Source organism: Klebsiella sp. ZJOU C1, from assembly GCF_035620215.1.
Lineage (GTDB): Bacteria > Pseudomonadota > Gammaproteobacteria > Enterobacterales > Enterobacteriaceae > Klebsiella > Klebsiella variicola.
Map to the genome: position 1 here is coordinate 4197893 of NZ_CP141644.1, position 26584 is coordinate 4224476.

At 57.0% G+C, this 26584-nt stretch carries 27 protein-coding genes and 1 other RNA gene; 13 read left to right on the forward strand and 15 right to left on the reverse strand.

Annotated features, from left to right (window positions below):
* Positions 1-60: 60 nt before the first annotated feature.
* A complete protein-coding gene (gene tyrA, locus SPE70_RS20025; RefSeq protein WP_008806085.1) occupies positions 61-1182 on the reverse strand; it encodes a bifunctional chorismate mutase/prephenate dehydrogenase in 1122 nt (373 codons plus the stop codon).
* Positions 1183-1191: 9 nt separating this feature from the next.
* Positions 1192-2262: a 3-deoxy-7-phosphoheptulonate synthase AroF gene (gene aroF / locus SPE70_RS20030; RefSeq protein ID WP_022064802.1), complete on the reverse strand. Its 1071-nt coding sequence runs from the start codon at positions 2260-2262 to the stop codon at positions 1192-1194.
* A 342-nt stretch (positions 2263-2604) separates the two neighbouring features.
* Between aroF and SPE70_RS20035 the strand changes: the two genes are divergently transcribed.
* Genes SPE70_RS20035 through SPE70_RS20045 form a run of 3 tightly spaced genes read left to right on the forward strand, consistent with a single transcriptional unit; the run spans position 2605 to position 4826 of the window.
* Positions 2605-3114, forward strand: a complete 510-nt coding sequence (locus tag SPE70_RS20035; protein WP_012540842.1) for a regulatory sequestration protein YfiR — start codon at positions 2605-2607, stop codon at positions 3112-3114.
* Positions 3107-4330, forward strand: coding sequence for a diguanylate cyclase DgcN/YfiN (gene dgcN / locus SPE70_RS20040; protein ID WP_008806088.1), 1224 nt, complete (start codon positions 3107-3109; stop codon positions 4328-4330). Before SPE70_RS20035 ends, dgcN begins: the two co-directional genes overlap by 8 nt.
* A gap of 13 nt (positions 4331-4343) precedes the next feature.
* Positions 4344-4826 carry an OmpA family protein gene (locus tag SPE70_RS20045; RefSeq protein WP_008806089.1) on the forward strand — a complete coding sequence of 161 codons (483 nt, stop codon included), beginning with the start codon at positions 4344-4346 and terminating at the stop codon, positions 4824-4826.
* Between the two features lie 8 nt (positions 4827-4834).
* Here SPE70_RS20045 and SPE70_RS20050 read toward each other — a convergent pair whose 3' ends face one another.
* The 7 genes from SPE70_RS20050 to ffh all read right to left on the reverse strand — a co-directional run bounded on the left by SPE70_RS20050 (position 4835) and on the right by ffh (position 10508).
* On the reverse strand, positions 4835-6202 hold the full coding sequence (locus SPE70_RS20050) for a PepSY-associated TM helix domain-containing protein (protein ID WP_119866787.1): 1368 nt from the start codon (positions 6200-6202) through the stop codon (positions 4835-4837).
* Between the two features lie 56 nt (positions 6203-6258).
* Positions 6259-6717 carry a DUF2946 domain-containing protein gene (locus tag SPE70_RS20055; protein WP_119866786.1) on the reverse strand — a complete coding sequence of 153 codons (459 nt, stop codon included), beginning with the start codon at positions 6715-6717 and terminating at the stop codon, positions 6259-6261.
* Positions 6718-6835: 118 nt separating this feature from the next.
* Entirely contained in the window at positions 6836-7183 is a 348-nt protein-coding gene (rplS, locus tag SPE70_RS20060) for a 50S ribosomal protein L19 (protein WP_002914145.1), read from the reverse strand.
* Positions 7184-7222: 39 nt separating this feature from the next.
* Positions 7223-7990 (reverse strand): tRNA (guanosine(37)-N1)-methyltransferase TrmD, encoded by a 768-nt coding sequence (gene trmD / locus SPE70_RS20065; protein WP_008806092.1) that lies wholly within the window; start codon positions 7988-7990, stop codon positions 7223-7225.
* A gap of 31 nt (positions 7991-8021) precedes the next feature.
* Positions 8022-8570 carry a ribosome maturation factor RimM gene (gene rimM, locus SPE70_RS20070; RefSeq protein WP_008806093.1) on the reverse strand — a complete coding sequence of 183 codons (549 nt, stop codon included), beginning with the start codon at positions 8568-8570 and terminating at the stop codon, positions 8022-8024.
* 18 nt (positions 8571-8588) lie between these two features.
* Positions 8589-8837, reverse strand: coding sequence for a 30S ribosomal protein S16 (rpsP, locus tag SPE70_RS20075; RefSeq protein ID WP_012540839.1), 249 nt, complete (start codon positions 8835-8837; stop codon positions 8589-8591).
* A 306-nt stretch (positions 8838-9143) separates the two neighbouring features.
* On the reverse strand, positions 9144-10508 hold the full coding sequence (gene ffh / locus SPE70_RS20080; protein ID WP_002914152.1) for a signal recognition particle protein: 1365 nt from the start codon (positions 10506-10508) through the stop codon (positions 9144-9146).
* A gap of 163 nt (positions 10509-10671) precedes the next feature.
* Between ffh and SPE70_RS20085 the strand changes: the two genes are divergently transcribed.
* Positions 10672-11463: a cytochrome C assembly family protein gene (locus tag SPE70_RS20085; RefSeq protein ID WP_119866785.1), complete on the forward strand. Its 792-nt coding sequence runs from the start codon at positions 10672-10674 to the stop codon at positions 11461-11463.
* A gap of 19 nt (positions 11464-11482) precedes the next feature.
* Positions 11483-12769 carry an HlyC/CorC family transporter gene (locus SPE70_RS20090; RefSeq protein WP_012540838.1) on the forward strand — a complete coding sequence of 429 codons (1287 nt, stop codon included), beginning with the start codon at positions 11483-11485 and terminating at the stop codon, positions 12767-12769.
* A 120-nt stretch (positions 12770-12889) separates the two neighbouring features.
* Here SPE70_RS20090 and grpE read toward each other — a convergent pair whose 3' ends face one another.
* Entirely contained in the window at positions 12890-13480 is a 591-nt protein-coding gene (gene grpE, locus SPE70_RS20095) for a nucleotide exchange factor GrpE (RefSeq protein WP_008806096.1), read from the reverse strand.
* A gap of 124 nt (positions 13481-13604) precedes the next feature.
* On the opposite strand from grpE, the gene nadK reads away from it, so the two are divergent.
* The 3 genes from nadK to bamE all read left to right on the forward strand — a co-directional run bounded on the left by nadK (position 13605) and on the right by bamE (position 16720).
* Entirely contained in the window at positions 13605-14483 is an 879-nt protein-coding gene (gene nadK / locus SPE70_RS20100; protein ID WP_002914158.1) for an NAD(+) kinase, read from the forward strand.
* 86 nt (positions 14484-14569) lie between these two features.
* Entirely contained in the window at positions 14570-16231 is a 1662-nt protein-coding gene (recN, locus tag SPE70_RS20105; protein WP_016161654.1) for a DNA repair protein RecN, read from the forward strand.
* A 147-nt stretch (positions 16232-16378) separates the two neighbouring features.
* Positions 16379-16720, forward strand: coding sequence for an outer membrane protein assembly factor BamE (gene bamE, locus SPE70_RS20110; protein ID WP_008806098.1), 342 nt, complete (start codon positions 16379-16381; stop codon positions 16718-16720).
* Between the two features lie 69 nt (positions 16721-16789).
* Here bamE and SPE70_RS20115 read toward each other — a convergent pair whose 3' ends face one another.
* A complete protein-coding gene (locus SPE70_RS20115) occupies positions 16790-17080 on the reverse strand; it encodes an RnfH family protein (protein WP_004145682.1) in 291 nt (96 codons plus the stop codon).
* A complete protein-coding gene (locus SPE70_RS20120) occupies positions 17070-17507 on the reverse strand; it encodes a type II toxin-antitoxin system RatA family toxin (protein ID WP_008806099.1) in 438 nt (145 codons plus the stop codon). The genes SPE70_RS20115 and SPE70_RS20120 overlap by 11 nt, the downstream gene beginning before the upstream one ends.
* 149 nt (positions 17508-17656) lie before the next feature.
* Between SPE70_RS20120 and smpB the strand changes: the two genes are divergently transcribed.
* Together smpB and ssrA are read left to right on the forward strand one after the other, a co-directional pair.
* Entirely contained in the window at positions 17657-18139 is a 483-nt protein-coding gene (smpB, locus tag SPE70_RS20125) for an SsrA-binding protein SmpB (RefSeq protein WP_002914164.1), read from the forward strand.
* 143 nt (positions 18140-18282) lie between these two features.
* Positions 18283-18645, forward strand: a transfer-messenger RNA (tmRNA) gene (gene ssrA, locus SPE70_RS20130).
* 279 nt (positions 18646-18924) lie between these two features.
* On the opposite strand, the gene SPE70_RS20135 is transcribed toward ssrA, so the two are convergent.
* Both SPE70_RS20135 and SPE70_RS20140 read right to left on the reverse strand, forming a co-directional pair.
* The gene (locus tag SPE70_RS20135; protein ID WP_119866784.1) at positions 18925-19725 is read right to left on the reverse strand and encodes a nucleotidyltransferase domain-containing protein; all 801 of its coding nucleotides are present in this window, start codon (positions 19723-19725) and stop codon (positions 18925-18927) included.
* A gap of 124 nt (positions 19726-19849) precedes the next feature.
* Positions 19850-20734 carry a LysR family transcriptional regulator gene (locus SPE70_RS20140; RefSeq protein ID WP_119866783.1) on the reverse strand — a complete coding sequence of 295 codons (885 nt, stop codon included), beginning with the start codon at positions 20732-20734 and terminating at the stop codon, positions 19850-19852.
* 210 nt (positions 20735-20944) lie between these two features.
* Here SPE70_RS20140 and SPE70_RS20145 point away from each other — a divergent pair, with 210 nt between their 5' ends.
* On the forward strand, positions 20945-21517 hold the full coding sequence (locus tag SPE70_RS20145) for a flavin reductase family protein (protein ID WP_119866782.1): 573 nt from the start codon (positions 20945-20947) through the stop codon (positions 21515-21517).
* A 19-nt stretch (positions 21518-21536) separates the two neighbouring features.
* Here SPE70_RS20145 and SPE70_RS20150 read toward each other — a convergent pair whose 3' ends face one another.
* Positions 21537-21890, reverse strand: coding sequence for a helix-turn-helix domain-containing protein (locus tag SPE70_RS20150; protein WP_048268071.1), 354 nt, complete (start codon positions 21888-21890; stop codon positions 21537-21539).
* 333 nt (positions 21891-22223) lie between these two features.
* Between SPE70_RS20150 and oqxA the strand changes: the two genes are divergently transcribed.
* Complete coding sequence (gene oqxA / locus SPE70_RS20155; RefSeq protein WP_023298089.1) at positions 22224-23399, forward strand: multidrug efflux RND transporter periplasmic adaptor subunit OqxA; 1176 nt, start codon at positions 22224-22226, stop codon at positions 23397-23399.
* Between the two features lie 23 nt (positions 23400-23422).
* Entirely contained in the window at positions 23423-26575 is a 3153-nt protein-coding gene (gene oqxB, locus SPE70_RS20160; protein ID WP_038421667.1) for a multidrug efflux RND transporter permease subunit OqxB, read from the forward strand.
* Positions 26576-26584 lie beyond the last annotated feature (9 nt).

Sequence of the window (26584 nt, forward strand, 5' to 3'; positions counted from 1 at the left end):
TTGTCATCCCTATAAAAAAAGCCAGCGGTCGCTGGCTTTATTGTATACATCTTTTTCGCTTTACTGCCGATTATCGTTCGCCTGACGCAGTAGCGTGCGGCTCTCGCTCTGGAAACGCTGAGCGTAATCGCCAAACCAATGTTCGACTTTACGGAAGCTGTCGATAAACGCCTGCTTATCGCCCTGCTCCAGCAGGCCAATCGCTTCGCCGAAACGCTGGTAATAGCGCTTAATCAGCGCCAGGTTATTTTCCGATGACATAATAATGTCGGCGTACAGCTGCGGATCCTGGGCAAACAGGCGCCCCACCATCGCCAGCTCCAGCCGGTAAATAGGTGACGAAAGCGCCAGCAGTTGCTCAAGACGCACATTCTCTTCTGCCAGGTGCAGACCATAGGCGAAGGTGGCAAAGTGGCGCAGCGCCTGAATAAACGCCATGTTCTGATCGTGCTCAACGGCGCTGATGCGGTGCAGCCGCGCGCCCCAAACCTGAATTTGTTCGAGGAACCACTGATAGGCCTCCGGCTGGCGGCCATCACAATAGACCACCACCTGCTTCGCCAGGCTGCCGCTGTCCGGACCGAACATCGGGTGCAGGCCAAGAACCGGGCCCTGATGCGCTGCCAGCATCGCCTGCAGCGGCTCCGCTTTCACCGAGGCAAGGTCAACCAGAATGCAATCCGCCGGCAGCGGCGGCAGCCTGCCGATCGTCTCCACGGTGGTGTGAATCGGTACGCTGACGATGACCATGCCGGCATCGGCGACGATATCCGCCGCCCGGGCCCAATCGTCTTTTTCCAGAATACGCACCTGGTAGCCGGACAGCGTTAACATCTTCTCAAACAGACGCCCCATCTGCCCGCCGCCGCCGACGATGACCACCGGCCGCAGATTCGGGTGCAGGGTTTTGAAGCCTTTGTCGTTTTCGCTGGAATAGGATTCCCGCATCACGCGACGCAGAACATCCTCGATCAGATCCGGCGGTACGCCGAGCGCAGCCGCCTCTTCACGCCGGGAGGCGAGCATCGCCGCCTCGCGCTCCGGGACGTAAATCGGCAGACCATACTGGCTCTTCACCTCGCCGACTTCGGCCACCAGTTCCAGACGCTTAGCCAGCAGGCTAAGCAACGCTTTATCCACTTCATCAATTTGATCGCGTAACGCGGTCAGTTCAGCAACCATACTTTCCTCTTACACCAAACGGGCCGCCAGATGGCCGCGGAGATCCTTATCCAGTTCACGCAGCAGCGCATCGGTGGTTTCCCAGCTGATGCAGGCATCCGTCACCGAAACGCCGTATTTCATCGTCTCACGCGGCTGTTCAGAGGACTGATTGCCTTCGTGGATATTACTCTCGATCATCAGGCCGATAATGGAGCGGTTGCCATCTTTGATCTGTGCGACAACGGATTCAGCCACGGCTGGCTGGCGGCGGAAATCTTTATTGGAGTTCCCATGACTGCAATCTACCATCAGCGACGGTTTCAGTCCCGCCTGCGCCATCTCTTTTTCGCATTTCGCCACATCTTCCGGACCGTAGTTCGGCGCCTTACCGCCGCGCAGGATCACATGGCCGTTCGGATTACCCTGCGTTTGCAGCAGGCAGACCTGCCCGGCCTGGTTGATGCCGACGAAACGATGCGGCATCGCCGCGGCGCGCATGGCGTTGATGGCCGTCGCCAGACTACCGTCGGTACCGTTTTTAAAGCCGACCGGCATCGACAGGCCAGAGGCCATTTCGCGGTGCGTTTGTGATTCCGTGGTACGTGCGCCGATAGCAGACCAGCTGAACAGATCGCCAAGGTATTGCGGGCTGTTCGGATCCAGCGCTTCCGTCGCCAGCGGCAGTCCCATATTGACGAGCTCGACCAGCAGACGACGCGCAATCTTCAGGCCGCCTTCAACATCAAACGAACCATCCATGTGCGGATCGTTAATCAGCCCCTTCCAGCCGACAGTGGTACGGGGTTTTTCAAAGTAGACGCGCATCACCAGGTAGAGGCTATCGCTGACCTCTGCGGCAAGAGCTTTAAATCGACGAGCATATTCAATCGCGGCTTCCGGATCGTGGATCGAGCAAGGGCCGCAAACCACCAGCAGGCGCGGATCGCGGCCGGCGATAATATCGGAGATAGTCTCACGGGCATGCGCAATCTGCGCTTCCTGTTCAACGCTTAGCGGGAATTCCGCCTTCAGTTGCTCCGGGGTCATTAACACCTGTTCGTCGGTAATATGTACGTTATTCAGCGCGTCTTTTTGCATGATTGCGATCCTGTGTAGCTCGTTTGCGATAAAGGGTGCCTCAGCGGGCATGGCGTAACGATACCACACAAAGTAAAGAATTCAATCCATATTCCGTAAATTTTAATTTACACCGGCAAATTAATTGCCACTTAACTCGACAAAATATGTACTAAAATGTTTACACAACCAAAATTCACAGCAAACTTGCGCGCTATCGCGATCGCGATTACGAAAAATCCTGGTGAGATTTGTCCCAAAGCAAAGGGCGCATGTAATGACGGGTTTTGTTAACAGTGGTATTCTGCGCCGGGCATCGGCAGCGGCTTTTCCCGCGCTATGGCGAATTTGACGGAAGCGTTAATGACAGTATTACACCGTCTTTTATTGACTGTATTTTTTCTCATCGCGGTATCTCCTGTTTTTGCTGCCGGACCTTCAGAACATGTTCGCGCTATTGTTTCCGGGATCGTGACCTACACCCGTTGGCCGGCATTAACAGGGGCGCCGAAGCTGTGCATTTTTGCCTCATCACGCTTCACCCATAGCCTGGCTCATGAAGATCCGGATGCCTTGCCCTATCAACCGGTGATAGTACGTAATAGTGAAGAAGCGTTAAAAACAACCTGCGATGGTTTTTATTTTGGCAGCGAATCGCCGACCCAACAGTCGGAATTAACTCGCCGCTATGGCCCGAAGCCGCTTTTACTCATCGCAGAACAAAATACGGATTGCTCCATTGGTAGCGCGTTTTGCCTGATCATCAACGACGACAGGGTCCGCTTCTCCGTTAATCTGGACGTTCTGACGCACAGCGGGGTCCGGGTTAACCCGGACGTCCTGATGCTTGCCCGGAAAAAACCACATGAATAAGGACTTTTCACAGACCGCGCGCCCGACATTTAAACGCGCGCTTCGTCGAATTAGCGTGATAAGCGTGGTGATCTCCATGACGCTGGTCTGGCTGCTGCTAAGCACAGCCTCAATCTTCACGCTCAAGCAGTACGCGCAGAAAAATCTAGAGCTCACTGCCGCGACCATGGGTCGCAGCCTCGAAGCCGCCCTGGTGTTTGGCGATAGCGCAGCGGCGGAGGAGACCCTTGCTTCACTGGGGAAGCAAGGGCAGATTTCCCAGGCGATTGTGCTCAACGGCCAGAAGCAGCACTTCGCCGCATGGCGCCATGAACCGCTGGCCAACAAAGAACAAGTGAGCGGCCTTATCAGTCAATGGCTGTTTCCGGAGCCCACGGTGCAGCCCATCTGGCACCAGGGCAAACAAATCGGCGAGCTGCGACTGACCGCGCTTGATGAACTGATCAGCCACTTTCTCGGTATCTCGATTCTGGTACTGACCGGCAGCATTCTGCTCGCCTCATTCATCGCCCTGCTGCTGACCCACTCCCTGCACCGGGGGATCGTCACCGCCCTGCAGAGCATTACCGAGGTTGTGCACGATATTCGTGAAAACCGTCATTTCTCACGTCGGGTGCCCGAGGAGCGTATTGAGGAATTCCATCTTTTCGCCCAGGACTTTAACAGCCTGCTGGGGGAGATGGAGGACTGGCAGCGCCAGCTGCAGGCCAAGAATGCCCAGCTGTTGCGTAGCTCGCTTCATGACCCGCTGACCGGCCTGGCTAACCGCGCCGCCTTTCGCAACGCGCTCGCCGAACTGATGAAGAACGAGGTGGATCACCAGACCTCGGCATTACTGTTTCTTGACGGCGATAACTTCAAGCTGATCAATGACAACTGGGGGCACGCGGCAGGCGATAAAGTGCTGACGGAGGTCGCCAGCCGCCTGATGGCCTTCGCCGGAAAACGCCATCTGGCATGGCGTCTCGGCGGCGATGAGTTTGCCGTTCTGCTGCGTGAGGTGCGCTCGGAAGCCGAAGTGCAGGCTCTGTGCCAGGCGCTGTCGGAACAATTTCTTCCGCCATTCAACCTGCACAATGGCCATAGCGCCACGCTCTCGCTGAGCGTCGGTTATGCCCTGGCGTGGGAGCACGCCACCGCGGAATCACTGCAAGAACTTGCCGATCAGAATATGTATCGCATGAAAAACCAACGTATCCAGCAGACGCTGAAATAATAAAGGACTCATTATGCTCAGAAAATATTTCGTCCCCGCCCTGATGGCGGCGGCGCTTTTGACAGGTTGCCAGGCTCCTCAGGGAAAATTTACCCCCGAGCAGGTGGCGGCGATGAAATCTTACGGCTTCACTGAAAGCAATGGCGATTGGTCCCTGGGCTTATCCGATAGCATCCTGTTTGACAAGAATGACTACCGACTACGTCCCGACAGCCGCCAGCAGATCACCACGATGGCCTCGCGGCTGGCGGCGACCGGGATCACCCATAGCCGCCTTGAAGGCCACACCGATAATTACGGTGAGGATAGCTATAACGAAGCCCTGTCGCTTAAGCGCGCCAATAGCGTAGCCGATGCCTGGGCGGAAGGCGCCCATGTCCCGCGCAGTCATTTAGTCACCCGCGGCCTTGGCAAGAAATACCCGATCGCCAGCAACGACACGGCGGCCGGGCGCGCTGAAAACCGCCGGGTCACGGTGGTCATCAGCACGCCGTAAGCCTTCGCTTAATCGCTGGACTTCGCCATCCTCATTGCCGTTGCCGCGCGCCAGCGCAGGTAGTCAACGGCAATGAACAGCACCAGACTTGCCCCCATCAATGGCATGGCCAGACCCAGGGCTAACGCTATCCCCAGTACCAGCCCACGGGCAGGCCAGGCGAGCGACAGCCATGCCTGCAGCAGCGAATGCGCCGGATCCCAGACCGCCTGAGGCGGACGGCGGATCCACCACAGCCGGTAGCCCACGCCGATGGTGACGCACAGCGCGCAGCCGAACCCTACCAGCAGCAACTGATTCACCAGACCAAAGAGGACCCCCATGTGGAAATCGACGCCCCAGCGGGTGAGCTTCGCCATCAGCGGGAAGTCGGCGAACCGGGTGCGATCCACCACCTGCATCGTGGCGCCATCGATCGCCACCGCGTCCACCTGCGTCGGCCAGCGGCGGTCGATCTCATTTACCGTCCAGGCACGTTCCTTCGAAACCGGCGGACGGATCTCCAGCCGGCTGGCGTTCAGCCCCGTCTGACGGGCCACCGCCAGCACCAGGTCAAACTGCGCTGGCTGCAGCACTGACTGATGCTGCATGGCCATCCCGTCCATATGATGCCCGGCGTGGGGATCGTGCGCCATCGGCGCCTCACCGTGCAGCAGGGTATTCACCTGCGGCGTCCACCAGCCGAAAGCCGCCCGCATTTTATCCACATTACCGCCAGCCCATTGCGACCAGGTCAGGCCGGTGGCGGAGAAGAGCAGCATGCCCAGCAGTAAGCCCCAGCCCAGCGTCACGTGCAACCGACGATGATTCTGCAGGACGTTATTGATCCGCCGTTTTGGACGTGTCATCGCCCACAGGGCAATACCACCCAGCGCGGCAACCCACATCCATGAGGCAGCCAGTTCGCTGTATAACCTCCCGCTGTCGCCCAGCAGTAGCGAACGATGCGCATAATCAATCCACTGGCGCAGCGGCAGGATGCCGCTGGTACCGTAGACCGTCATATCGCCCTTCACCCGTAGCGAGATCGGATCGACGAAAATGGCCCGGGATTCTGACTCGCCCAGGCTCGGGTCAACAAACATAATCCGGGTGGTCTCCCCCATCGCGGGGGCCGGCCGCACCGCCAGCAGACGCAGATTACCCTGGGTCGCTTCTTCCGCCACTGCAATCTGGGCGCTGAGCGGCTGCGGGGTCCCGTCGGCAAGGCCATGCAGCGCGTTGTGATAGAGCCAGTTTTCCAGCTGCGGCGTCGCCACGTACAGCGTGCCGGTCAGGGCAGCGACAAAGATAAACGGTCCGATAAACAGTCCGATGTAGAAATGGAGGCGACGCAGCAGGTTTAACCATGCCGCGCGCGAGGTGCAGGTTGTCATACTCTTCCTTTTTTAAAGCAAAAGAGGTTATTGCGCCGTGCGCAGATTGATTTTTATTAAAGGGAAAAAGCAGACAGCCGCGGCGGGGCGCGGGTTTCAGGGTAGAGCCAGGGGAAGTAGTGCCAGTGTTTTAATACCGGGCGAGAAACCGGCAGGCGAATACGCCGCAGGAGCATGGCGACGAACAGCGCCAGCGCGAAAAGCAGCCCCGGGACATGGGCTAACAGCACGCAATAGCCACACGCTTCGGCATGGTCCAGCGGCAGTTCGTGTCCGGTATGCGTGGCGCCGTCTGTGCTATGCATCATCGCCATCTCGTGGTCGGGCATTTGCGCCATGCTCGCGGACGAGCTGTCCATCATCATGGCGTGGTGCATGCCGGGCATGGCGCTCATGGGGTCTTTTTGCAGGGAGATGGAGATCAGGGGGGCCACGACGATCAACAGGATCGCCAACAGTGCCAGCCAGGCGGCTCGCCGTTTAGGTGTCGTTTGCTGGAAACTGTTGCTGACCACCGCCCCTCCGAATAGAGGGCGTATTGTAAATGATTTACATCACGATGGTTACAACAAAGATAAAAAAAGGGCCAGCCATCTGGCCAGCCCTTCTGTCAGGATGTCGCGAAAGCGAATCTTAGTTAAGACGCTCTTTGATACGAGCAGACTTACCAGTACGCTCACGCAGGTAGTACAGTTTAGCTTTACGTACAGCACCACGACGTTTAACAGCAATGCTGTCAACTACCGGAGAGTGAGTCTGGAAGACACGCTCAACGCCTTCGCCGTTGGAAATTTTGCGAACAGTGAATGCAGAGTGCAGACCGCGGTTACGAATAGCGATAACCACGCCCTCGAATGCCTGCAGACGTTTTTTGGAACCTTCAACAACCCATACTTTCACTTCCACGGTATCACCCGGACGGAAGGAAGGTACGTCCTGCTTCATCTGTTCTTGTTCAAGTTGCTTAATAATGTTGCTCATAATTTAATCTCTTATCCTGGGTAAACTGATATTGGGGGCTCACGCCTGCCCATCATGTTTATGCTGCTGTTGCGCGTGTTCGCTTTTGAACTGCGCCAGCAACTTTGCTTGCTCTTCAGTCAGAGCCAGGTTTTCCAGAAGTTCAGGTCTTCTAAGCCAGGTGCGGCCCAGCGACTGCTTCAGACGCCAGCGACGTATCTCAGCATGGTTTCCCGACAGCAATACTGGCGGTACTTCCATCTCTTCTAACACTTCAGGACGGGTATAGTGCGGGCAATCCAGCAACCCATCAGCAAAGGAATCTTCCGTTGCCGAAGCTTCATGGCCCAGTACTCCCGGAATGAACCGGGAAACGGAGTCAATCAGCGTCATTGCCGGTAACTCACCACCGCTGAGAACGTAATCGCCGATTGACCATTCTTCGTCAATTTCGGTTTGGATTACGCGCTCGTCTATCCCTTCGTAGCGACCGCACACCAGAATCAGTTTCTGATTCGTTGCCAGTTCGCTGACGCCCGCTTGATCAAGCTTGCGTCCCTGAGGTGACAGATAAATCACCTTCGCGCCTTCACCTGCCGCGGCTTTTGCTGCATGAATAGCATCCCGTAAAGGTTGCACCATCATTAGCATCCCCGGTCCGCCGCCGTAAGGACGATCGTCCACGGTACGGTGCCGGTCATGAGCGAAGTCGCGAGGACTCCAGCTTTCGATGCTCAGCAGGCCATTTTTTACTGCCCGGCCAGTTACCCCGTAATCGGTAATTGCGCGGAACATTTCAGGAAACAGGCTAATTATGCCAATCCACATAGCGCCGTCTTTTACCGTTTATCCGGAGAATTTAAAAACCAGGATCCCAATCTACTTCGATAGTACGCGTAGTGAGATCGACTTTCTTGATAACCTGCCCATCGAGGAACGGAACCAACCGCTCCTTGATGCCAAATGCATCTTTCAGGTTTGCCTTGATGACGAGTACGTCATTAGACCCGGTTTCCATCATATCAATGACTTTACCGAGGCTATAGCCTTCCGTTGTCACTACCTGGCAGCCCATCAGGTCTTTCCAGTAGTAGTCACCCTCTTCCAGCTCCGGCAACTGCGATGAATCCACGATAATTTCGCAATTAGTCAGTAGATTCGCGGCATCACGATCGTCAACGCCTTTCAGCTTGATGATGATGTCCTGATTGTGGTGGCGCCAGCCTTCCAGCTCAACAACCTGCCACTGACCCGCCTTCTGGATTAACCAGGGCTGATAGTCAAAAATGCTTTCGGCGTCTTCGGTGGAGGAAAACACTCTGAGCCAACCACGGATACCGTAGGAAGAACCCATTTTCCCCAATACGATCGGATCAACAGGTGCTTGTGCGGTGTGTTGCTTGCTCATCATGACCACCGTGACAGATTAAGCTGCTTTGTTAGCGGCTTTGATCAGCGCGGCAACGCGATCGGAAACAGTAGCGCCCAGGCCAACCCAGTGAGCGATACGATCCAGATCCAGGCGAGTTTCTTCTTCCGCGCCGCTAGCGATCGGGTTGAAGAAACCAACGCGCTCGATGAAGCGACCGTTGCGTGCATTACGGCTGTCGGTGACAACAACCTGGTAGAACGGACGCTTTTTAGCGCCGTGACGTGCTAAACGAATAGTTACCATAACATCCTCTTGTGTGAATAAAACAACCGGGCCCCATCGAGGAACGGAGCCCGGTGTCATATTAAAAGCCCGAAAATTTTACTGATTTCTGTGCAAAAATCAATTCAAAACTATATACGCTAAATAATTCGAGTCGCAGGACAAAACGCGAAAGCGTTTTGAACAGCGCTTGCGCTGGCCCCGAAGGGGTGAGGCCGAATGGCCGAATCACGCGGCAAGTGAGTAAATCCCCGGGAGCGTACACAAGTACGTGACCGGGGTGAACGAACGCAGCCAACGCATCTGCGGCTTGAATTATGACGCGTATTAGCGGCCCGGGAAGCCTGGCGGCATCATCCCTTTCATCCCGCGCATCATCTTCATCATGCCGCCTTTCGACTTCATCTTCTTCATCATGCGCTGCATGTCGTCGAACTGCTTGAGCAGACGGTTCACATCCTGCACCTGCATCCCGCAGCCGGCGGCGATACGGCGCTTACGTGAGCCTTTGATGATTTCCGGCTTGGCGCGCTCTTTCAAGGTCATCGAGTTGATGATGGCTTCCATACGCACCAGCACTTTGTCGTCCATCTGCGCTTTTACGTTGTCCGGGATCTGGCCCATACCCGGCAGCTTGCCCATCAGGCTGGCCATGCCGCCCATGTTTTTCATCTGACGCAGCTGCTCAAGGAAGTCCGTCAGATCGAAACCGTCGCCTTTCTTCAGTTTGGAGGCCAGCTTCTCGGCCTGCGCGCGGTCAACTTTGCTCTCGATATCTTCGATCAGCGACAGCACGTCGCCCATGCCGAGGATGCGGGAAGCGACGCGGTCCGGATGGAACGGCTCCAGCGCTTCGGTTTTCTCGCCGACGCCGAGGAATTTAATCGGTTTGCCGGTAATATGGCGAATCGACAGCGCCGCGCCGCCGCGGGCGTCGCCGTCCACTTTAGTCAGCACCACGCCGGTCAGCGGCAGCGCTTCGTTAAAGGCCTTCGCGGTATTCGCCGCATCCTGACCGGTCATCGCATCGACGACGAACAGGGTTTCAACCGGGTTAATGGCGGCGTGGACGTGCTTGATTTCGTCCATCATCGCTTCGTCAACGTGCAGACGACCGGCGGTATCCACCAGCAGCACGTCGTAGAATTTGAGTTTCGCTTCTTTCAGCGCCGCATTGACGATATCCACCGGCTTCTGGCCGACGTCAGACGGGAAGAAATCGACGCCGACCTGCTCAGCAAGGGTTTCCAGCTGTTTAATCGCCGCCGGGCGGTAAACGTCCGCGGAAACGACCAGCACTTTCTTCTTGTGCTTCTCGCGCAGGAATTTCCCCAGCTTACCGACGCTGGTGGTTTTACCGGCACCCTGCAGGCCCGCCATCAGCACCACGGCCGGCGGCTGCGCGGCCAGGTCGAGCGTCTGGTTCTCTTCGCCCATCGCCGCCACCAGCTCGTTGCGGACGATTTTGACGAACTCCTGACCCGGGGTCAGGCTTTTATTGACTTCATGGCCGACCGCGCTCTCTTTCACACGGCTGATGAAATCACGAACCACCGGAAGCGCAACGTCCGCTTCCAGCAGCGCCATGCGCACTTCGCGCAGGGTGTCTTTAATATTGTCTTCTGTAAGGCGTCCGCGGCCGCTAATGTTGCGCAGCGTACGCGACAAACGATCGGTTAAATTATCAAACATTGTCTCTCGCCTGAGGTGGAAACGGTCGGTCGCCGCAGCGACACACAAAACGAATGTGGCGGAGTATAACACGACATCAATCTGAATGTGCTGCAACGGTTGGAGCAGAGGCCTGCTGACGTTATACTGCTTCTCTTTCTTATTTAGCCAACAGCCGACACCTATGCCTGTTTTTGCTCTACTCGCCCTTGTCGCCTACTCCGTCAGCCTCGCGCTGATTATCCCCGGCTTGCTGCAAAAAAACAGCAGCTGGCGGCGAATGGCGATTTTATCTGCGACTATCGCGTTGATCTGCCATGCTTTTGCGCTGGAAGCACGGATATTCCCCGGCGGCGAGAGCGGGCAAAACCTCAGCTTACTGAACGTCGGGTCGCTGGTCAGCCTGATGATCTGTACGGTGATGACTATCGTGGCCTCGCGCAATCGCGGCTGGCTGCTGCTGCCTATCGTCTATGCCTTCGCGCTGATCAATCTGGCCTTCGCCACTTTCGTGCCTAACGAATATATCACCCACCTGGAAACCACCCCGGAGATGCTGGTGCATATCGGCCTGTCGCTCTTCTCGTACGCCACGCTGATCATCGCCGCGCTGTATGCGCTGCAGCTGGCGTGGATCGACTACCAGTTAAAGAATAAAAAGCTGGCCTTCAGCAGCGAAATGCCGCCGCTGATGAGCATCGAGCGCAAAATGTTCCACATCACCCAGGTCGGCGTGGTGCTGCTGACTCTGACGCTGTGCAGCGGCCTGTTCTATATGCACAATCTGTTCAGCAGCGAAAACATTGATAAAGCGGTGCTGTCGATTATTGCGTGGTTCGTCTATATCGTTCTGCTGTGGGGCCACTATCATGAAGGGTGGCGCGGACGTCGCGTGGTCTGGTTCAGCGTCGCTGGCGCCGGTCTGCTGACGCTGGCCTATTTTGGTAGCCGCGTGCTGCAGCAGTTCGTGAGCTAAGTCTTTTAAGGAATCCTACGTGGAACATATCTCCACCACCACGCTGATCATAACGCTGATCGTCATGGTGATTATCTCTGCCTATTTCTCCGGCTCCGAAACCGGCATGATGACACTGAACCGCTATCGGCTGCGTCATATGGCGAAACAAGGCAACCGCCCCGCCAAGCGCGTGGAGAAGCTGCTGCGCAAGCCGGACCGCCTGATTAGCCTCGTGCTCATCGGCAATAACCTCGTCAACATTCTCGCCTCGGCGCTGGGCACCATCGTCGGCATGCGCCTGTACGGCGACGCCGGCGTCGCGATCGCCACTGGCGTGCTCACCTTTGTGGTACTGGTATTTGCCGAGGTGCTGCCGAAGACCATCGCCGCGCTCTATCCGGAAAAGGTCGCCTACCCCAGCAGCTTCCTGCTGGCGCCCCTGCAGGTGCTGATGATGCCGCTGGTGTGGCTGCTGAATACCATCACCCGCATGCTGATGCGCATGATGGGCATCCGCACCGATACCGTCATCAGCAGCGCTTTGAGCAAAGATGAACTGCGCACGATTGTGAATGAATCCCGTTCACAAATCTCCCGGCGCAACCAGGATATGCTGCTGTCGGTCCTGGATCTGGAAAAAGTCAGCGTTAACGACATCATGGTGCCGCGCAATGAGATTGTCGGCATCGACATCAATGATGACTGGAAATCTATCGTCCGCCAGCTGACCCACTCGCCACATGGCCGCATCGTGCTCTACCGCGATTCACTGGACGATGCCATCAGCATGCTGCGCGTTCGCGAAGCCTACCGTCTGATGACGGAGAAGAAAGAATTCACAAAAGAGATCATGCTGCGGGCGGCAGATGAGATCTACTTTGTTCCGGAAGGGACGCCGCTCAGCACCCAGCTGGTGAAATTTCAGCGCAATAAAAAGAAAGTGGGTCTGGTGGTCGATGAATACGGCGATATTCAGGGGCTGGTCACCGTCGAAGATATTCTTGAAGAGATTGTCGGCGACTTCACCACCTCCATGTCACCCACCCTGGCGGAGGAAGTGACCCCGCTTAACGACGGCACGGTGATTATCGACGGCAGCGCCAACGTTCGCGAAATCAACAAAGCGTTTAACTGGCACCTGCCGGAAGATGAAGCGCGCACCGTCAACGGTATCATCCTCGAAGCGCTGGAAGAGATCCCGGTCCCGGGCACCCGCGTGCGCATTGAGCAGTACGATATAGATATCCTCGACGTGCAGGACAACATGATCAAACAGGTGAAAGTGATGCCGGTGAAATCATTACGCGAGAGCGTCGCGGAGTAGCGCGAGCGAAGGAATTAACATCACGGTGGGCTGCGGCCCGCCGTTTTTTTATCTCGCGCCGGGAGCGGTGGCATAAAAAAACGGCCGCCCGCGGGCAGCCGTTGAGCAATGCAGCAGACGTTATTTCGCTTTCGCTACCGTCACCATCGCGGCGCGAATAGTACGGCCGTTCAGGGTATAACCTTTCTGCATCACGGCCAGCACGTTGCCCGCCGCCACGTCTTCAGATTCGACCATCGCAATGGCCTGGTGGACGTTCGGATCCAGCGGAACGTTGGTGTCGGCGATCACTTCCACGCCGAACTTACGCACCACGTCCAGCATGGATTTCAGGGTCAGTTCGATCCCTTCCACCATCGGCGCCAGGTCCGGATTAGCCTTGTCGGCCACTTCCAGCGCGCGGTCCAGGCTGTCGATCACCGGCAGCAGTTCATTGACGAATTTTTCCAGCGCGAATTTGTGCGCTTTCTCGATATCCTGCTCGGTACGGCGACGCAGGTTATCTTCGTCGGCTTTGGCACGCAGCATCACTTCACGTTCACGTTTCTGCGCTTCAGCCAGCTGGGCTTCCAGATTCGCAATTTTTTCATCGCGCGGATCCACCTGCTCAGCCGAAACTTCAGGCTCTACTGCCTCAACGTCGTCGTGCTGCTCCGTGATAATTTCTTCCGGGGCTTGCCCCTCAGGCGTTTTCTGTTCTTTACTACTCATGAATTTCTCCGCGTTTTTTTCGCATTCATCTCGCTAACTTCGCTTATTATGGGGATCAGTTTCCGGGTTTCAAGGGAAGCGGACAGATTGTCACTATTTCATTTAACGCAAGGACATCCAGATCATGAAGAACCATTTCAAGTGTATCGGCATTGTGGGACATCCTCGTCACCCCACCGCCCTGACCACACATGAAATGCTCTGGCGCTGGCTGTGCAGCAAAGGGTATGAAGTGCTGGTTGAACAGCAGATCGCCCATGAACTTCAGCTCAGCAACGTGAAAACCGGCACGCTGGCGGAGATTGGCCAACAGGCCGACCTCGCGGTGGTGGTGGGCGGCGACGGCAATATGCTCGGCGCGGCGCGGACCCTGGCCCGTTACGACATTAACGTCATCGGCATTAACCGCGGCAACCTCGGCTTTCTCACCGACCTTGACCCGGACAACGCCCTGCAGCAGCTCGCCGACGTGCTGGAAGGCCACTACATCGCCGAGAAACGCTTTCTGCTGGAGGCCCAGGTGTGCCAGCAGGATTGCCAGAAACGCATCAGCACCGCCATCAACGAAGTAGTGCTGCACCCCGGCAAAGTGGCGCATATGATTGAGTTCGAAGTCTATATCGACGAAGTCTTTGCGTTCTCTCAGCGCTCTGATGGCCTGATAATCTCCACCCCGACCGGCTCCACCGCTTATTCATTGTCGGCCGGCGGCCCGATCCTCACGCCGTCGCTGGACGCTATCACCCTGGTGCCGATGTTCCCGCACACCCTTTCAGCGCGACCGCTGGTGATCAACGGCGACAGCACCATCCGCCTGCGCTTCTCTCATCGCTGCAGCGATCTGGAGATCAGCTGCGACAGCCAGATTGCCCTGCCGATTCAGGATGGCGAAGACGTTCTCATTCGCCGCTGTGATTATCACCTCAATCTGATTCACCCTAAAGATTACAGCTATTTCAATACATTAAGCACCAAGCTCGGCTGGTCGAAAAAATTGTTCTGATTTACATCGCTGCCTCTTTACTGGATAAAAAACCAGTCTATACTGTACGAAAACACAGTATTGGTTTTTCATACAGGAAGGCAGCTATGTTGGCGCAACTCACCATCAGTAATTTTGCTATCGTTCGTGAACTGGAAATTGATTTCCACAGCGGTATGACCGCCATCACCGGGGAAACCGGCGCCGGGAAATCCATTGCCATCGATGCGCTGGGGCTGTGCCTCGGCGGCAGAGCGGAAGCCGACATGGTGCGTCGCGGCGCCACCCGCGCCGACCTGTGCGCGCGCTTCGCGCTGAAAGATACCCCGGCCGCCCAGCGCTGGCTGGAAGAGAACCAGCTGGAGAGCGGGCGTGAGTGTTTACTTCGCCGGGTGATCAGCGCCGACGGCCGTTCGCGCGGCTTTATCAACGGCACCGCCGTCCCGCTCTCGCAGCTGCGCGAGCTGGGCCAGCTGCTGATCCAGATCCACGGCCAGCATGCGCACCAGCTGTTGACCAAACCCGAACACCAGAAAACGCTGCTCGACGGCTATACCGGTGAGTATGCGCTCACTCAGCGCATGGCCGAGCATTACCGCCAGTGGCACCAGAGTTGCCGCGAGCTGGCCCTGCACCAGCAGCAGAGCCAGGAGCGCGCCGCCCGCGCCGATCTGCTGCAGTACCAGCTTAAAGAGCTGAACGAATTTAACCCGCTGCCGGGAGAATTCGAGCAGATTGACGAAGAGTACAAGCGTCTGGCCAACAGCGGCCAGCTGCTCAGCACCTGCCAGCACGCCCTGACGGTACTGGCGGACGGCGAAGAGGCCAATCTGCAGAGCCTGCTTTATACCGCGAAGCAGCTGGTCAGCGAGCTGGTGGGTATGGACAGCAAGCTTTCCGGCGTGCTGGATATGCTGGAAGAGGCGGCCATTCAGCTCAGCGAGGCCAGCGACGAGCTGCGCCACTATCACGACCGTCTGGATCTCGATCCGAACCGTCTGTTCGAACTTGAGCAGCGGATTTCCCGGCAAATCGCGCTGGCGCGTAAACACCAGGTAATGCCGGAAGAGCTGCCGGCGGTTTATCAGGCGATGCTGGAAGAGCAGCGTCTGCTGGACGATAGCGCCGACTCGCTGGAATCCCTCAGCCAGCAGGTGGTCGAACATCATCAGCTGGCGCTGGAGACCGCGCGTCAGCTGCACGCCCTGCGCCAGGCCAGCGCCGACGAGCTGACCCAGCTTATCACCGAGAGTATGCACTCACTTTCGATGCCGCACGGAATCTTCGCGATTGAGGTCGCTTTCGATGAACGCCATCTCACCGCCGACGGCGCCGATCATATTGAGTTCCGCGTCACCACTAACCCCGGTCAGCCGCTGCAGCCGATCGCGAAAGTGGCCTCCGGCGGCGAACTGTCGCGTATTGCGCTGGCGATTCAGGTGATCACCGCGCGTAAAATGGAAACCCCGGCGCTGATCTTCGACGAAGTGGACGTCGGCATCAGCGGCCCGACCGCCGCCGTGGTCGGCAAGCTGCTGCGCCAACTGGGCGAGTCCACGCAGGTGATGTGTGTGACCCACCTGCCGCAGGTTGCGGGCTGCGGCCACCATCATTTCTTTGTCTGCAAAGAGACCGATGGCGAGATGACCGAAACCCATATGCAGCCGCTGGATAAGCGCGCTCGTCTGCAGGAGCTGGCTCGCCTGCTGGGCGGCAGCGAGGTCACGCGCAACACCCTGGCGAACGCGAAAGAGTTGCTTGCGGCGTAAACTTTTTGATTTTCACAGGGTCATAGTGAACAGCAAATTGCCTGCTGACCTGCAGCCGGAGGTTTCCATCGGCGCGAAGGTCTATTATTATCGGCATATTACAGATGAGCCACGTACTGCTCGGGCCCAAAAAGGAATCAAATCACTATGCGCTGTAAAACGCTGACTGCTGCCGCAGCGGTTCTTCTTATGTTGACCGCAGGCTGTTCCACTCTGGAACGAGTGGTTTACCGTCCTGACATCAACCAGGGTAACTATCTGGCACCTAACGATGTAGCAAAAATTCGTGTCGGTATGACGCAACAGCAGGTTGCTTATGCTCTCGGAACGCCAATGATGTCGGATCCGTTCGGCACCAACACCTGGTTCTATGTATTCCGTCAGGAGCCGGGCCACGAGAAAGTGACTCAGCAGACCCTGACCCTGACGTTCAACAGCGGCGGCGTGTTAACTAACATTGATAACAAGCCCGCGCTGACCAGTCAGTAAGGCCCGGAAAAGCAAAAAGCGCTCAGTGAGCGCTTTTTTTATGGCTGATAGCCGGTCTGCTGCTGTGGGTTACTTCGCAGCGCTTTTCTCTGCCCGCTGGCGACGCAGCTCTTTCGGGTCTGCGATCAGCGGGCGATAGATTTCGACCCGGTCGCCGTCGTGAACTTCGTCATGCAGCTTAACCGGACGACTGTAGATACCCAGCTTGTTCTTCGCCAGATCGATATCATCACGCAAGGCCAATAGCCCGCTGGCGATAATCGCCTGCTCGACCGTCGCTCCCTCATCCAGGGTGACTCGCTGCAAATACTGCTTTTCAGGCAGCGCGTAGGCGACTTCAACACGAATATTAGCTGGCACTGTAGACCTCTTTGGCGCGCGAAGTGAACGCCTGCACCATGTTGGCGGCCAGCTCTTTGAAGACCCGGCCAAAGGCCATCTCAATCAGCTTATTGGTAAACTCAAAATCGAGATGGAACTCGATTTTGCACGCCTCGGGGCTCAGCGGAATAAACTTCCAGCCGCCAATCAGCTTCTTGAACGGGCCATCCACCAGGCTCATCAAAATGCTCTGGTTGCTGGTCAGTGTATTCCGGGTCGTGAAGGTCTTACTGATGCCGGCTTTGGACACATCAACCGCCGCCGTCATTTGCGTCGGCCCGAATTCCAGCACGCGGCTACCGGTGCAGCCTGGCAGAAAATCAGGATAGGACTTCACATCGTTTACCAGTTGATACATCTGTTCCGCGCTGAAAGGCACCAGCGCAGTACGGCTAATCTGAGGCATAGCAGGTTCCACATTTAAACACAGTGCAAATAATATCATTTATCTGCTGCTAAAAAAAACGCTGTGCCGCAACTCGTGCTAAGATGCGCAGTACACCTCGCAGGATGCGATCGAGGTAACTGTGTATAAGACGATGACTTCAGGACATTATGACTAAGAAAAAAGCCCACAAACCTGGATCAGCCACCATTGCGCTGAATAAACGCGCCCGTCACGAATACTTTATCGAAGATGAATACGAGGCTGGTCTCGCCCTGCAGGGCTGGGAAGTCAAATCCCTGCGTGCAGGCAAAGCCAACATCGGCGATAGCTATGTCATCCTGAAGGATGGCGAAGCCTTCCTGTTCGGCGCCAACTTTACGCCCATGGCCGTGGCTTCCACCCACTATGTGTGCGACCCGACGCGCACTCGTAAGCTGCTGCTTAACCAGCGTGAGCTGGACACGCTGTACGGCCGCATTAACCGCGAAGGTTACACTGTCGTCGCCCTGTCACTGTACTGGAAGAACGCCTGGTGCAAAGTGAAAATCGGCGTCGCCAAAGGTAAGAAACAGCACGACAAGCGTACCGACCTGAAGGATCGTGAATGGGCGCTGGATAAGGCGCGGATTATGAAGCACGCCGGACGCTAACCCCCTCCCCTGAGGGCCAGCTCTCGCTGGCCCTTACGCTATATCCTTGTTGATGCTGCTTTTTCATCCACCCCGTTGAAACAATCCTGCGTAATGGGGCTGGTAACGACATTCACAAATCTGTTATACTTGACCTACACATTGGGGCTGATTCTGGATTCGACGGGATTTGCGAAACCCAAGGTGCATGCCGAGGGGCGGTTGGCCTCGTAAAAAGCCGCAAAAAATAGTCGCAAACGACGAAAACTACGCTTTAGCAGCTTAATAACCTGCTCTGAGCCCTCTCTCCCTAGCTTCCGCTCTTAAGACGGGGATCAAAGAGAGGTCAAACCCAAAAGAGATCGCGTGGATGCCCTGCCTGGGGTTGAAGCGTTAAATCTAATCAGGCTAGTTTGTTAGTGGCGTGTCTGTCCGCAGCTGGCAAGCGAATGTAAAGACTGACTAAGCATGTAGTGCCGAGGATGTAGGAATTTCGGACGCGGGTTCAACTCCCGCCAGCTCCACCAAAATTCTCCATCGGTGATTACCAGAGTCATCCGATGAAGTCCTGAAAGCCCGTACGGCGCAAGCCCTGCGGGCTTTTTTGTGTCTGCAATTTTTCCCACGACCTCCGAAGAGAACTCATTAAATCCGAACCTCTTAGGCCCATTGATAGGCCCAACGAAAAGCTCTGTTGTTTTCGCGCTACCAATTACCCGCCCCCCCCCCTCTCAGAATTAGACCTCCCACAACATCTCGCACAACCCTTTCACACTCCGGCCGCGTTAGCGGCCGGAGTGATAGGTTTACCCCTTGTCAGAATACGCGTCCAGCATGGCAAGGACCGCCCGACGCGCCGCATCGTCTGCAATATTGTCAGGCAGCGCATCAGCCCGCAGAGTGACATAAGCGTCAGCAGCCCTTCGAATGGCAATCCCGACGGAGTGACGATCGTGCGTTGCCAGAGTGGAAGTCAGCAGGCCATCGGGATCAATGCCGAGGGCTTCTATTCGGCGAACGCCGCGTTGCGGTAGATTGGCGCGACGGAACAGCATCGGTCCCAGCACTTGTTCCCGGAAGAAAGACAGCATCCCCAGCGCTTCGAAGAGTTCGCCCCTGCCCAGTTTAACCACGGCATAATGCAGCCAGATCCAGGCTCGGGACTCAAACCACTCCGGCGTCATGTTCGGCCAGTGCGCGCTAAATTTTGCCAGCTGTCGCTCGAGAGCATCATTATCACGGGTAAATAGCACGGCAGGCTCCTCAACGCGCTGAGTGAGCATGTCCAGGGTGATAAATTTCAGATCGACATGCAGAAGTTGCGGGCCAAACAGGCAGATCAGCAGGCGAGGCTCACCGACGTGTTCCCCGGTGAAAGCATGTAGTAGATGGCCGAGCGTTCCGGCGAACGCCATACGCTGAGCCATGATTTCGTCATAATAGAGAGGGTCGACCACCACCACGAAATCCAGATCGGAGTATTGATCAAACCCGCCATGGATAAACGAGCCGCCGGCGAGAAGGGAGTGGATCCGCGAATCAGACTGTAATTTAAGCTTCAGTTGCTCTGCAAAACTTCTGTGTAAATCGGGTAGCGTATTAAGCATACTTTTTCCTGTTCACAAAAAAGACAAAGCATTACAGAATATCGAGCGATTCATCAGCAGACCAGATATTTCTGCTGGAACCCTACGCTCCATCGCGAAGCGCTAAATGCAAGCAATACCTCCCTCAGACCACCTCGCTCATCCACTCAGCAAACGCCCGCACGGCGGGAGAGAGAAAGCGCTGGTGCGGATAGAGCAATGTGACGGGTACCGGGGGCAGTTGCCAGTCCGTCAGCACTTCCACCAGTCTCCCCTCCTGCAGGTGGTCAGCAACGATATTCTCCGCCAGCTGCGCCAGCCCGAAGCCCGCCAGGCACATTTTTATATAGAGCCCCGTTTCATTCACCGCGGCGTTGCCGCTGACGGGTACAGAAAAGGTCTCCCCGTGGCGAATGAAGCGGAACTCATCGGCCCGCCTCGCCTGGCCAGAGAAATAATGCACCGCCCGGTGCTGAGAGAGCGCCTCCGGTGACGGCGGCACGCCATATTCCCGAAGATAGTCCGGTGACGCGCAGGTTACCCAGCGAAAGCGGCCCAGAGGGCGGGCCACCAGGCTGGAGTTGTTCAGCTCTCCCGTTCGTATCACGCAGTCGACGCCTTCCTGAATGAGATCGACCTGACGATCGCTGACGCCGATCATCAGGTAGATATCGGGATAGCGCCGGTAAAAGTCCGGCAGATGCGGCATGACGATGAAATGCGCGATGCCCGCGGGTATATCAACCCGCAGGCGCCCCTGAGGCCGCGCGACAGACTCGCTCAGGGTGGATTCACTATGTTCGATGAGGGCGAGAATTTCCCGGCACTGCGCCAGATACTGCATCCCTTCCGGGGTAAGGCTCACCCGCCTTGTGGTCCGGTTCAGCAGCCGCACCTTCAGGTATTGCTCAAGGTTTTTAATGGTACTGGTGACAGTGGAGGCAGGCAGGGAAAGGGTTTCCGCGGCACGCACGAAGCTCCCTGCCTCCGCGACGCGCATAAACATCTGCATAGCCTGGATACGATCCACCTTCTTTCTCTCCTGAAGCAAGCAACTTACCGACAGACGGCATGATTATTCGTTAATTATGAATAATGAAAACAATTTACGCACCTTTTTGCGCTTAATCGACTGGCGTATCGTTGCTCGGTGGATGACGAAGGGGGCCCGAAAATGAACATGCCCTCAATAAATATCCAGAGAATCATTACGTTAAATAGCATGCACAAAGGAAAAACCATGTCCGTTCAGCCTGTCGAGTTAAGTAAGGCCTATCGTTTATTACAGCTCGGGTCCACCACCATGATTTCCGCAAAATATAATGGCGTCGAAAATGTCATGTCAGCCGCCTGGGTTGGGCTGGCAGGCGAGCGAAAAGTGGTGGCCTATATCGGCCCCCAGGCCTTCACTCGTCAGCTGGTGGAAAAGAGCGGCTATTACGTGGTGCAGATCCCCGTAGTCAGCCAGATGGCAACCGTCCTTTACGCTGGCGGGCGCAGCTATGCCGACGCGCCGGATAAAAATGACTCCATCCCCTTCATTTATCAGCCGGGGTTCGACATCCCCCTCGTGGCAGGCTGCGCGGGCTGGCTGGTGTGCAAAGTGATGCCCTACCCGGACATTCAGCAACAGCACAATCTGTTTATGGGCGATATCGTCGCCGCCTGGAGCGATGATCGGGTATTCCGTAACGGACACTGGATTTTTGATGATGCGCCGGACGAGCTGCGGACCGTTCACTATGTCGCAGGCGGGCAGTTCTATGCCATCGGCAAAGGCAGCAAATTTGATCATGGACCGGGTCAGGACTGATCCTCCCCGGTCATGAAGATCACTGACGAGATGCCTGCCCTGCAGAGCGGCTGATACTCCGGCGCCAGACGCCGGGCGCCTGGCCATACTGGCGCTTGAAGCTGCGGTTGAAGGATTGCTGGGAGTCAAAGCCGAGGGCGATCGCCACGTTGAGGATCGGCTCGTTGCTGTGGGCTAAGCGTTCGACCGACTTTTGCAGCTTTTGCGCCCGAATATATTCTCCGAGGGGCTGCCCGGTATGTTCTTTGAAGATCCGCTGCAGGTGCCACTTCGAATAGCCGGATCGTCGGGCAACGGTGTCAATATCCAGACGGCTATCAAGATGGTTGTCGATCCAGTCGATCAGATCCTGAATGATGGCGCCAGTGTTCATCATGTTACCTCCGCGCAGCCGGTTAAAAGCATCTTTGTCAGTTGCATTTAAAGGTGGCCTGTTTTTACACAAAATGCAAGTTTTATTGTTACATTTAAATCCACGCCGGGATCGCGGTTTTTGTCTCCAGCCAGGACCGCACATAAAGTGCAACAATTATTCTTGCACTTAGTTAAGCGCCTTCCTACAATCGCCGCGATAGTGTATTCGAAATTGTTACAGTTTTGTGGCGATGATCGACACAAATGGCCTTAAGCCAGCCCGGACAAAGGAAGTGGCGCGGCCTCTCACGCTGCGTCTTGCCCGGCGGCTACAATTACCGGAATAAAAATAATGAGCCTGCAAAAAACCTGGGGAAACATTCACCTGACCGCGCTCGGCGCGATGATGCTCTCCTTTCTGCTCGTCGGCTGCGACGACAGCGTCGCGCAAAATGCCGCGCCTCCCGCCCCGACGGTCAGCGCCGCTAAGGTGCTGGTGAAGTCGATCAGTCAGTGGGATAGTTTTAACGGTCGCATTGAAGCGGTGGAGAGCGTTCAGCTTCGCCCTCGCGTCTCGGGATATATTGATAAAGTGAATTACACCGACGGTCAGGAGGTGAAAAAGGGCCAGGTGCTGTTCACCATAGATGACAGAACCTATCGCGCCGCGCTGGAGCAGGCGCAGGCGACGCTGGCGAGAGCCAAAACGCAGGCCAGCCTGGCGCAAAGCGAGGCGAACCGCACCGATAAATTAGTCCATACCAATCTTGTCTCCCGTGAAGAGTGGGAGCAGCGCCGGTCAGCCGCGGTTCAGGCGCAGGCTGATATTCGCGCCGCGCAGGCGGCGGTGGATGCCGCGCAGCTTAACCTCGACTTCACCAAAGTGACCGCCCCTATTGACGGCCGCGCCAGCCGGGCGCTGATCACCAGCGGTAACCTGGTCACCGCGGGCGACACCGCCAGCGTGCTCACCACTCTGGTCTCGCAGAAGACGGTGTACGTCTACTTTGACGTCGACGAGTCAACCTACCTCCACTATCAAAACCTCGCCCGCCGTGGGCAAGGGGCGTCCAGCGATAATCAGGCGCTCCCGGTGGAGATTGGCCTGGTTGGCGAGGAGGGTTACCCCCATCAGGGCAAAGTGGATTTTCTTGATAATCAGTTAACGCCGAGTACCGGCACCATCCGCATGCGCGCGCTGCTGGATAACTCGCAGCGTCTGTTCACACCGGGGCTGTTTGCCCGCGTGCGTCTGCCGGGCAGCGCGGAGTTCCAGGCTACGCTTATCGACGACAAAGCGGTACTGACCGATCAGGATCGTAAATACGTCTATATCGTTGATAAAGATGGTAAAGCACAGCGACGCGATATTACCCCGGGGCGTCTGGCAGACGGTTTACGCATCGTTCAGAAGGGGTTGAACCCTGGGGATAGCGTCATCGTCGACGGGTTACAAAAAGTGTTTATGCCGGGTATGCCGGTGAATGCCAAAACCGTTGCCATGACCACCAGCGCCGCCCTCAACTGATCCCTAATCAGAGAATCCAACACATGGACTTTTCCCGCTTTTTTATCGACAGGCCGATTTTCGCCGCGGTGCTGTCGATTTTAATTTTTATCACCGGGTTAATCGCTATCCCGCTGCTGCCGGTGAGCGAATATCCGGACGTCGTCCCGCCGAGCGTCCAGGTGCGCGCGGAGTATCCCGGCGCCAACCCGAAAGTGATTGCCGAGACCGTGGCGACGCCGCTGGAGGAAGCGATCAACGGCGTTGAAAACATGATGTACATGAAATCGGTCGCTGGCTCCGACGGCGTGCTGGTCACCACCGTCACCTTCCGCCCGGGTACCGACCCGGATCAGGCGCAGGTTCAGGTGCAGAACCGGGTCGCGCAGGCGGAAGCGCGTCTGCCGGAGGATGTACGCCGTCTGGGCATCACCACCCAGAAACAGTCTCCGACGCTAACCCTGGTGGTGCATCTGTTTTCGCCAAACGGTAAGTACGACTCGCTGTATATGCGCAACTACGCCACGCTGAAAGTGAAGGATGAGCTGGCGCGCCTGCCCGGCGTCGGCCAGATCCAGATTTTTGGCTCCGGTGAATATGCGATGCGCGTCTGGCTGGATCCCAATAAGGTCGCGGCCCGCGGTCTGACAGCCTCGGATGTGGTGACGGCGATGCAGGAGCAAAACGTCCAGGTGTCTGCCGGACAGCTTGGCGCCGAGCCGCTGCCGCAGGAGAGCGATTTCCTGATCTCCATTAACGCCCAGGGCCGTCTGCATACCGAAGAAGAGTTTGGCAATATCATTCTGAAAACGGCGCAGGATGGCTCGCTGGTCCGCCTGCGCGACGTGGCGCGCATCGAGATGGGTTCCGGTAGCTATGCGCTGCGCTCCCAGCTCAACAATAAGGATGCGGTCGGGATCGGTATCTTCCAGTCGCCGGGGGCTAACGCCATCGATCTGTCGAACGCGGTACGCGCCAAAATGGCTGAACTGGCCACCCGCTTCCCGGAAGATATGCAATGGGCGGCGCCGTACGACCCGACGGTTTTCGTGCGCGACTCCATCCGCGCGGTGGTGCAGACGCTGCTGGAAGCAGTGGTGCTGGTGGTGCTGGTGGTGATCCTGTTCCTGCAGACCTGGCGCGCGTCGATTATCCCATTGATCGCCGTGCCGGTATCGGTGGTGGGTACCTTCAGCATTCTCTATCTGCTGGGCTTCTCGCTGAATACCCTGAGCCTGTTCGGGCTGGTACTGGCTATCGGTATCGTGGTGGACGACGCCATCGTGGTGGTGGAGAACGTTGAGCGTAATATCGAAGAGGGGCTTGCGCCGCTTGCCGCGGCGCATCAGGCGATGCGTGAGGTCTCCGGGCCGATTATCGCCATTGCGCTGGTGCTGTGTGCGGTGTTCGTGCCGATGGCGTTTCTCTCCGGGGTCACCGGCCAGTTCTACAAACAGTTTGCGGTGACCATCGCCATCTCGACGGTGATCTCGGCCATCAACTCGCTGACGCTCTCCCCGGCGCTGGCGGCCCTGCTGTTAAAGCCGCACGGCGCGAAGAAAGACCTCCCTACCCGGCTGATCGATCGTCTGTTTGGCTGGATTTTCCGTCCGTTTAACCGCTTTTTCCTGCGCAGCTCGAACGGCTATCAGGGACTGGTGAGCAAAACCCTCGGACGCCGTGGCGCGGTGTTTGTGGTGTATTTGCTGCTGCTCTGCGCCGCTGGGGTGATGTTTAAAGTCGTCCCCGGCGGGTTTATTCCCACCCAGGATAAGCTGTATCTCATTGGCGGCGTGAAGATGCCGGAAGGTTCGTCGCTGGCGCGCACCGACGCGGTGATCCGCAAAATGAGCGAGATCGGGATGAATACCGAAGGGGTCGATTATGCGGTCGCTTTCCCGGGGCTTAACGCGCTGCAGTTCACCAACACGCCGAATACCGGGACGGTCTTTTTTGGCCTGAAACCGTTCGACCAGCGCAAACACACGGCGGCGGAAATTAACGCGGAGATCAACGCCAAAATCGCGCAAATCCAGCAGGGCTTTGGCTTCTCCATCCTGCCGCCGCCGATTTTAGGACTGGGTCAGGGTTCCGGCTACTCCCTGTACATCCAGGATCGCGGTGGGCTGGGCTATGGCGCGCTGCAAAGCGCGGTGAATGCGATGTCCGGGGCGATTATGCAGACGCCGGGGATGCACTTCCCGATCTCGACTTACCAGGCTAACGTGCCGCAGCTGGACGTGCAGGTCGATCGCGATAAGGCGAAAGCGCAGGGGGTGTCGCTAACCGATCTGTTCGGCACGCTGCAGACCTATCTCGGCTCGTCTTATGTCAATGACTTTAACCAGTTCGGGCGTACCTGGCGCGTGATGGCCCAGGCCGATGGGCCATTCCGCGAGAGCGTGGAAGATATTGCTAATCTGCGCACCCGCAATAATCAGGGCGAAATGGTGCCGATCGGCAGTATGGTGAATATCAGTACCACCTACGGGCCGGATCCGGTGATCCGCTACAACGGTTATCCAGCGGCGGACCTGATTGGCGATGCCGATCCGCGGGTCCTCTCTTCTTCACAGGCGATGACGCATCTGGAGGAGCTGTCGAAGCAGATCCTGCCGAATGGGATGAATATTGAGTGGACGGATCTGAGCTTCCAGCAGGCCACCCAGGGCAACACGGCGCTGATCGTCTTCCCGGTGGCGGTGCTGCTGGCGTTCCTCGTGCTGGCCGCACTGTATGAAAGCTGGACCCTGCCGCTGGCGGTGATCCTTATCGTACCGATGACGATGCTCTCCGCGCTGTTTGGCGTCTGGCTGACCGGGGGCGATAACAACGTCTTCGTGCAGGTGGGTCTGGTGGTCCTGATGGGCTTGGCCTGTAAAAACGCCATTCTGATCGTCGAGTTTGCCCGCGAACTGGAGATCCAGGGGAAAGGCATCATGGAAGCGGCGCTGGAGGCATGCCGCCTGCGTCTGCGCCCGATCGTGATGACCTCCATCGCTTTTATCGCCGGGACCATTCCGCTGATCCTCGGCCATGGCGCGGGGGCGGAAGTCCGCGGTGTCACCGGGATCACGGTGTTCTCCGGGATGCTGGGCGTAACGCTGTTCGGTCTGTTCCTGACGCCGGTGTTTTACGTGACGCTGCGGAAACTGGTGACCCGCAGGAAGCCGGTCCAGGAGGATCTGCCCGCCTAGCCTGCAGCA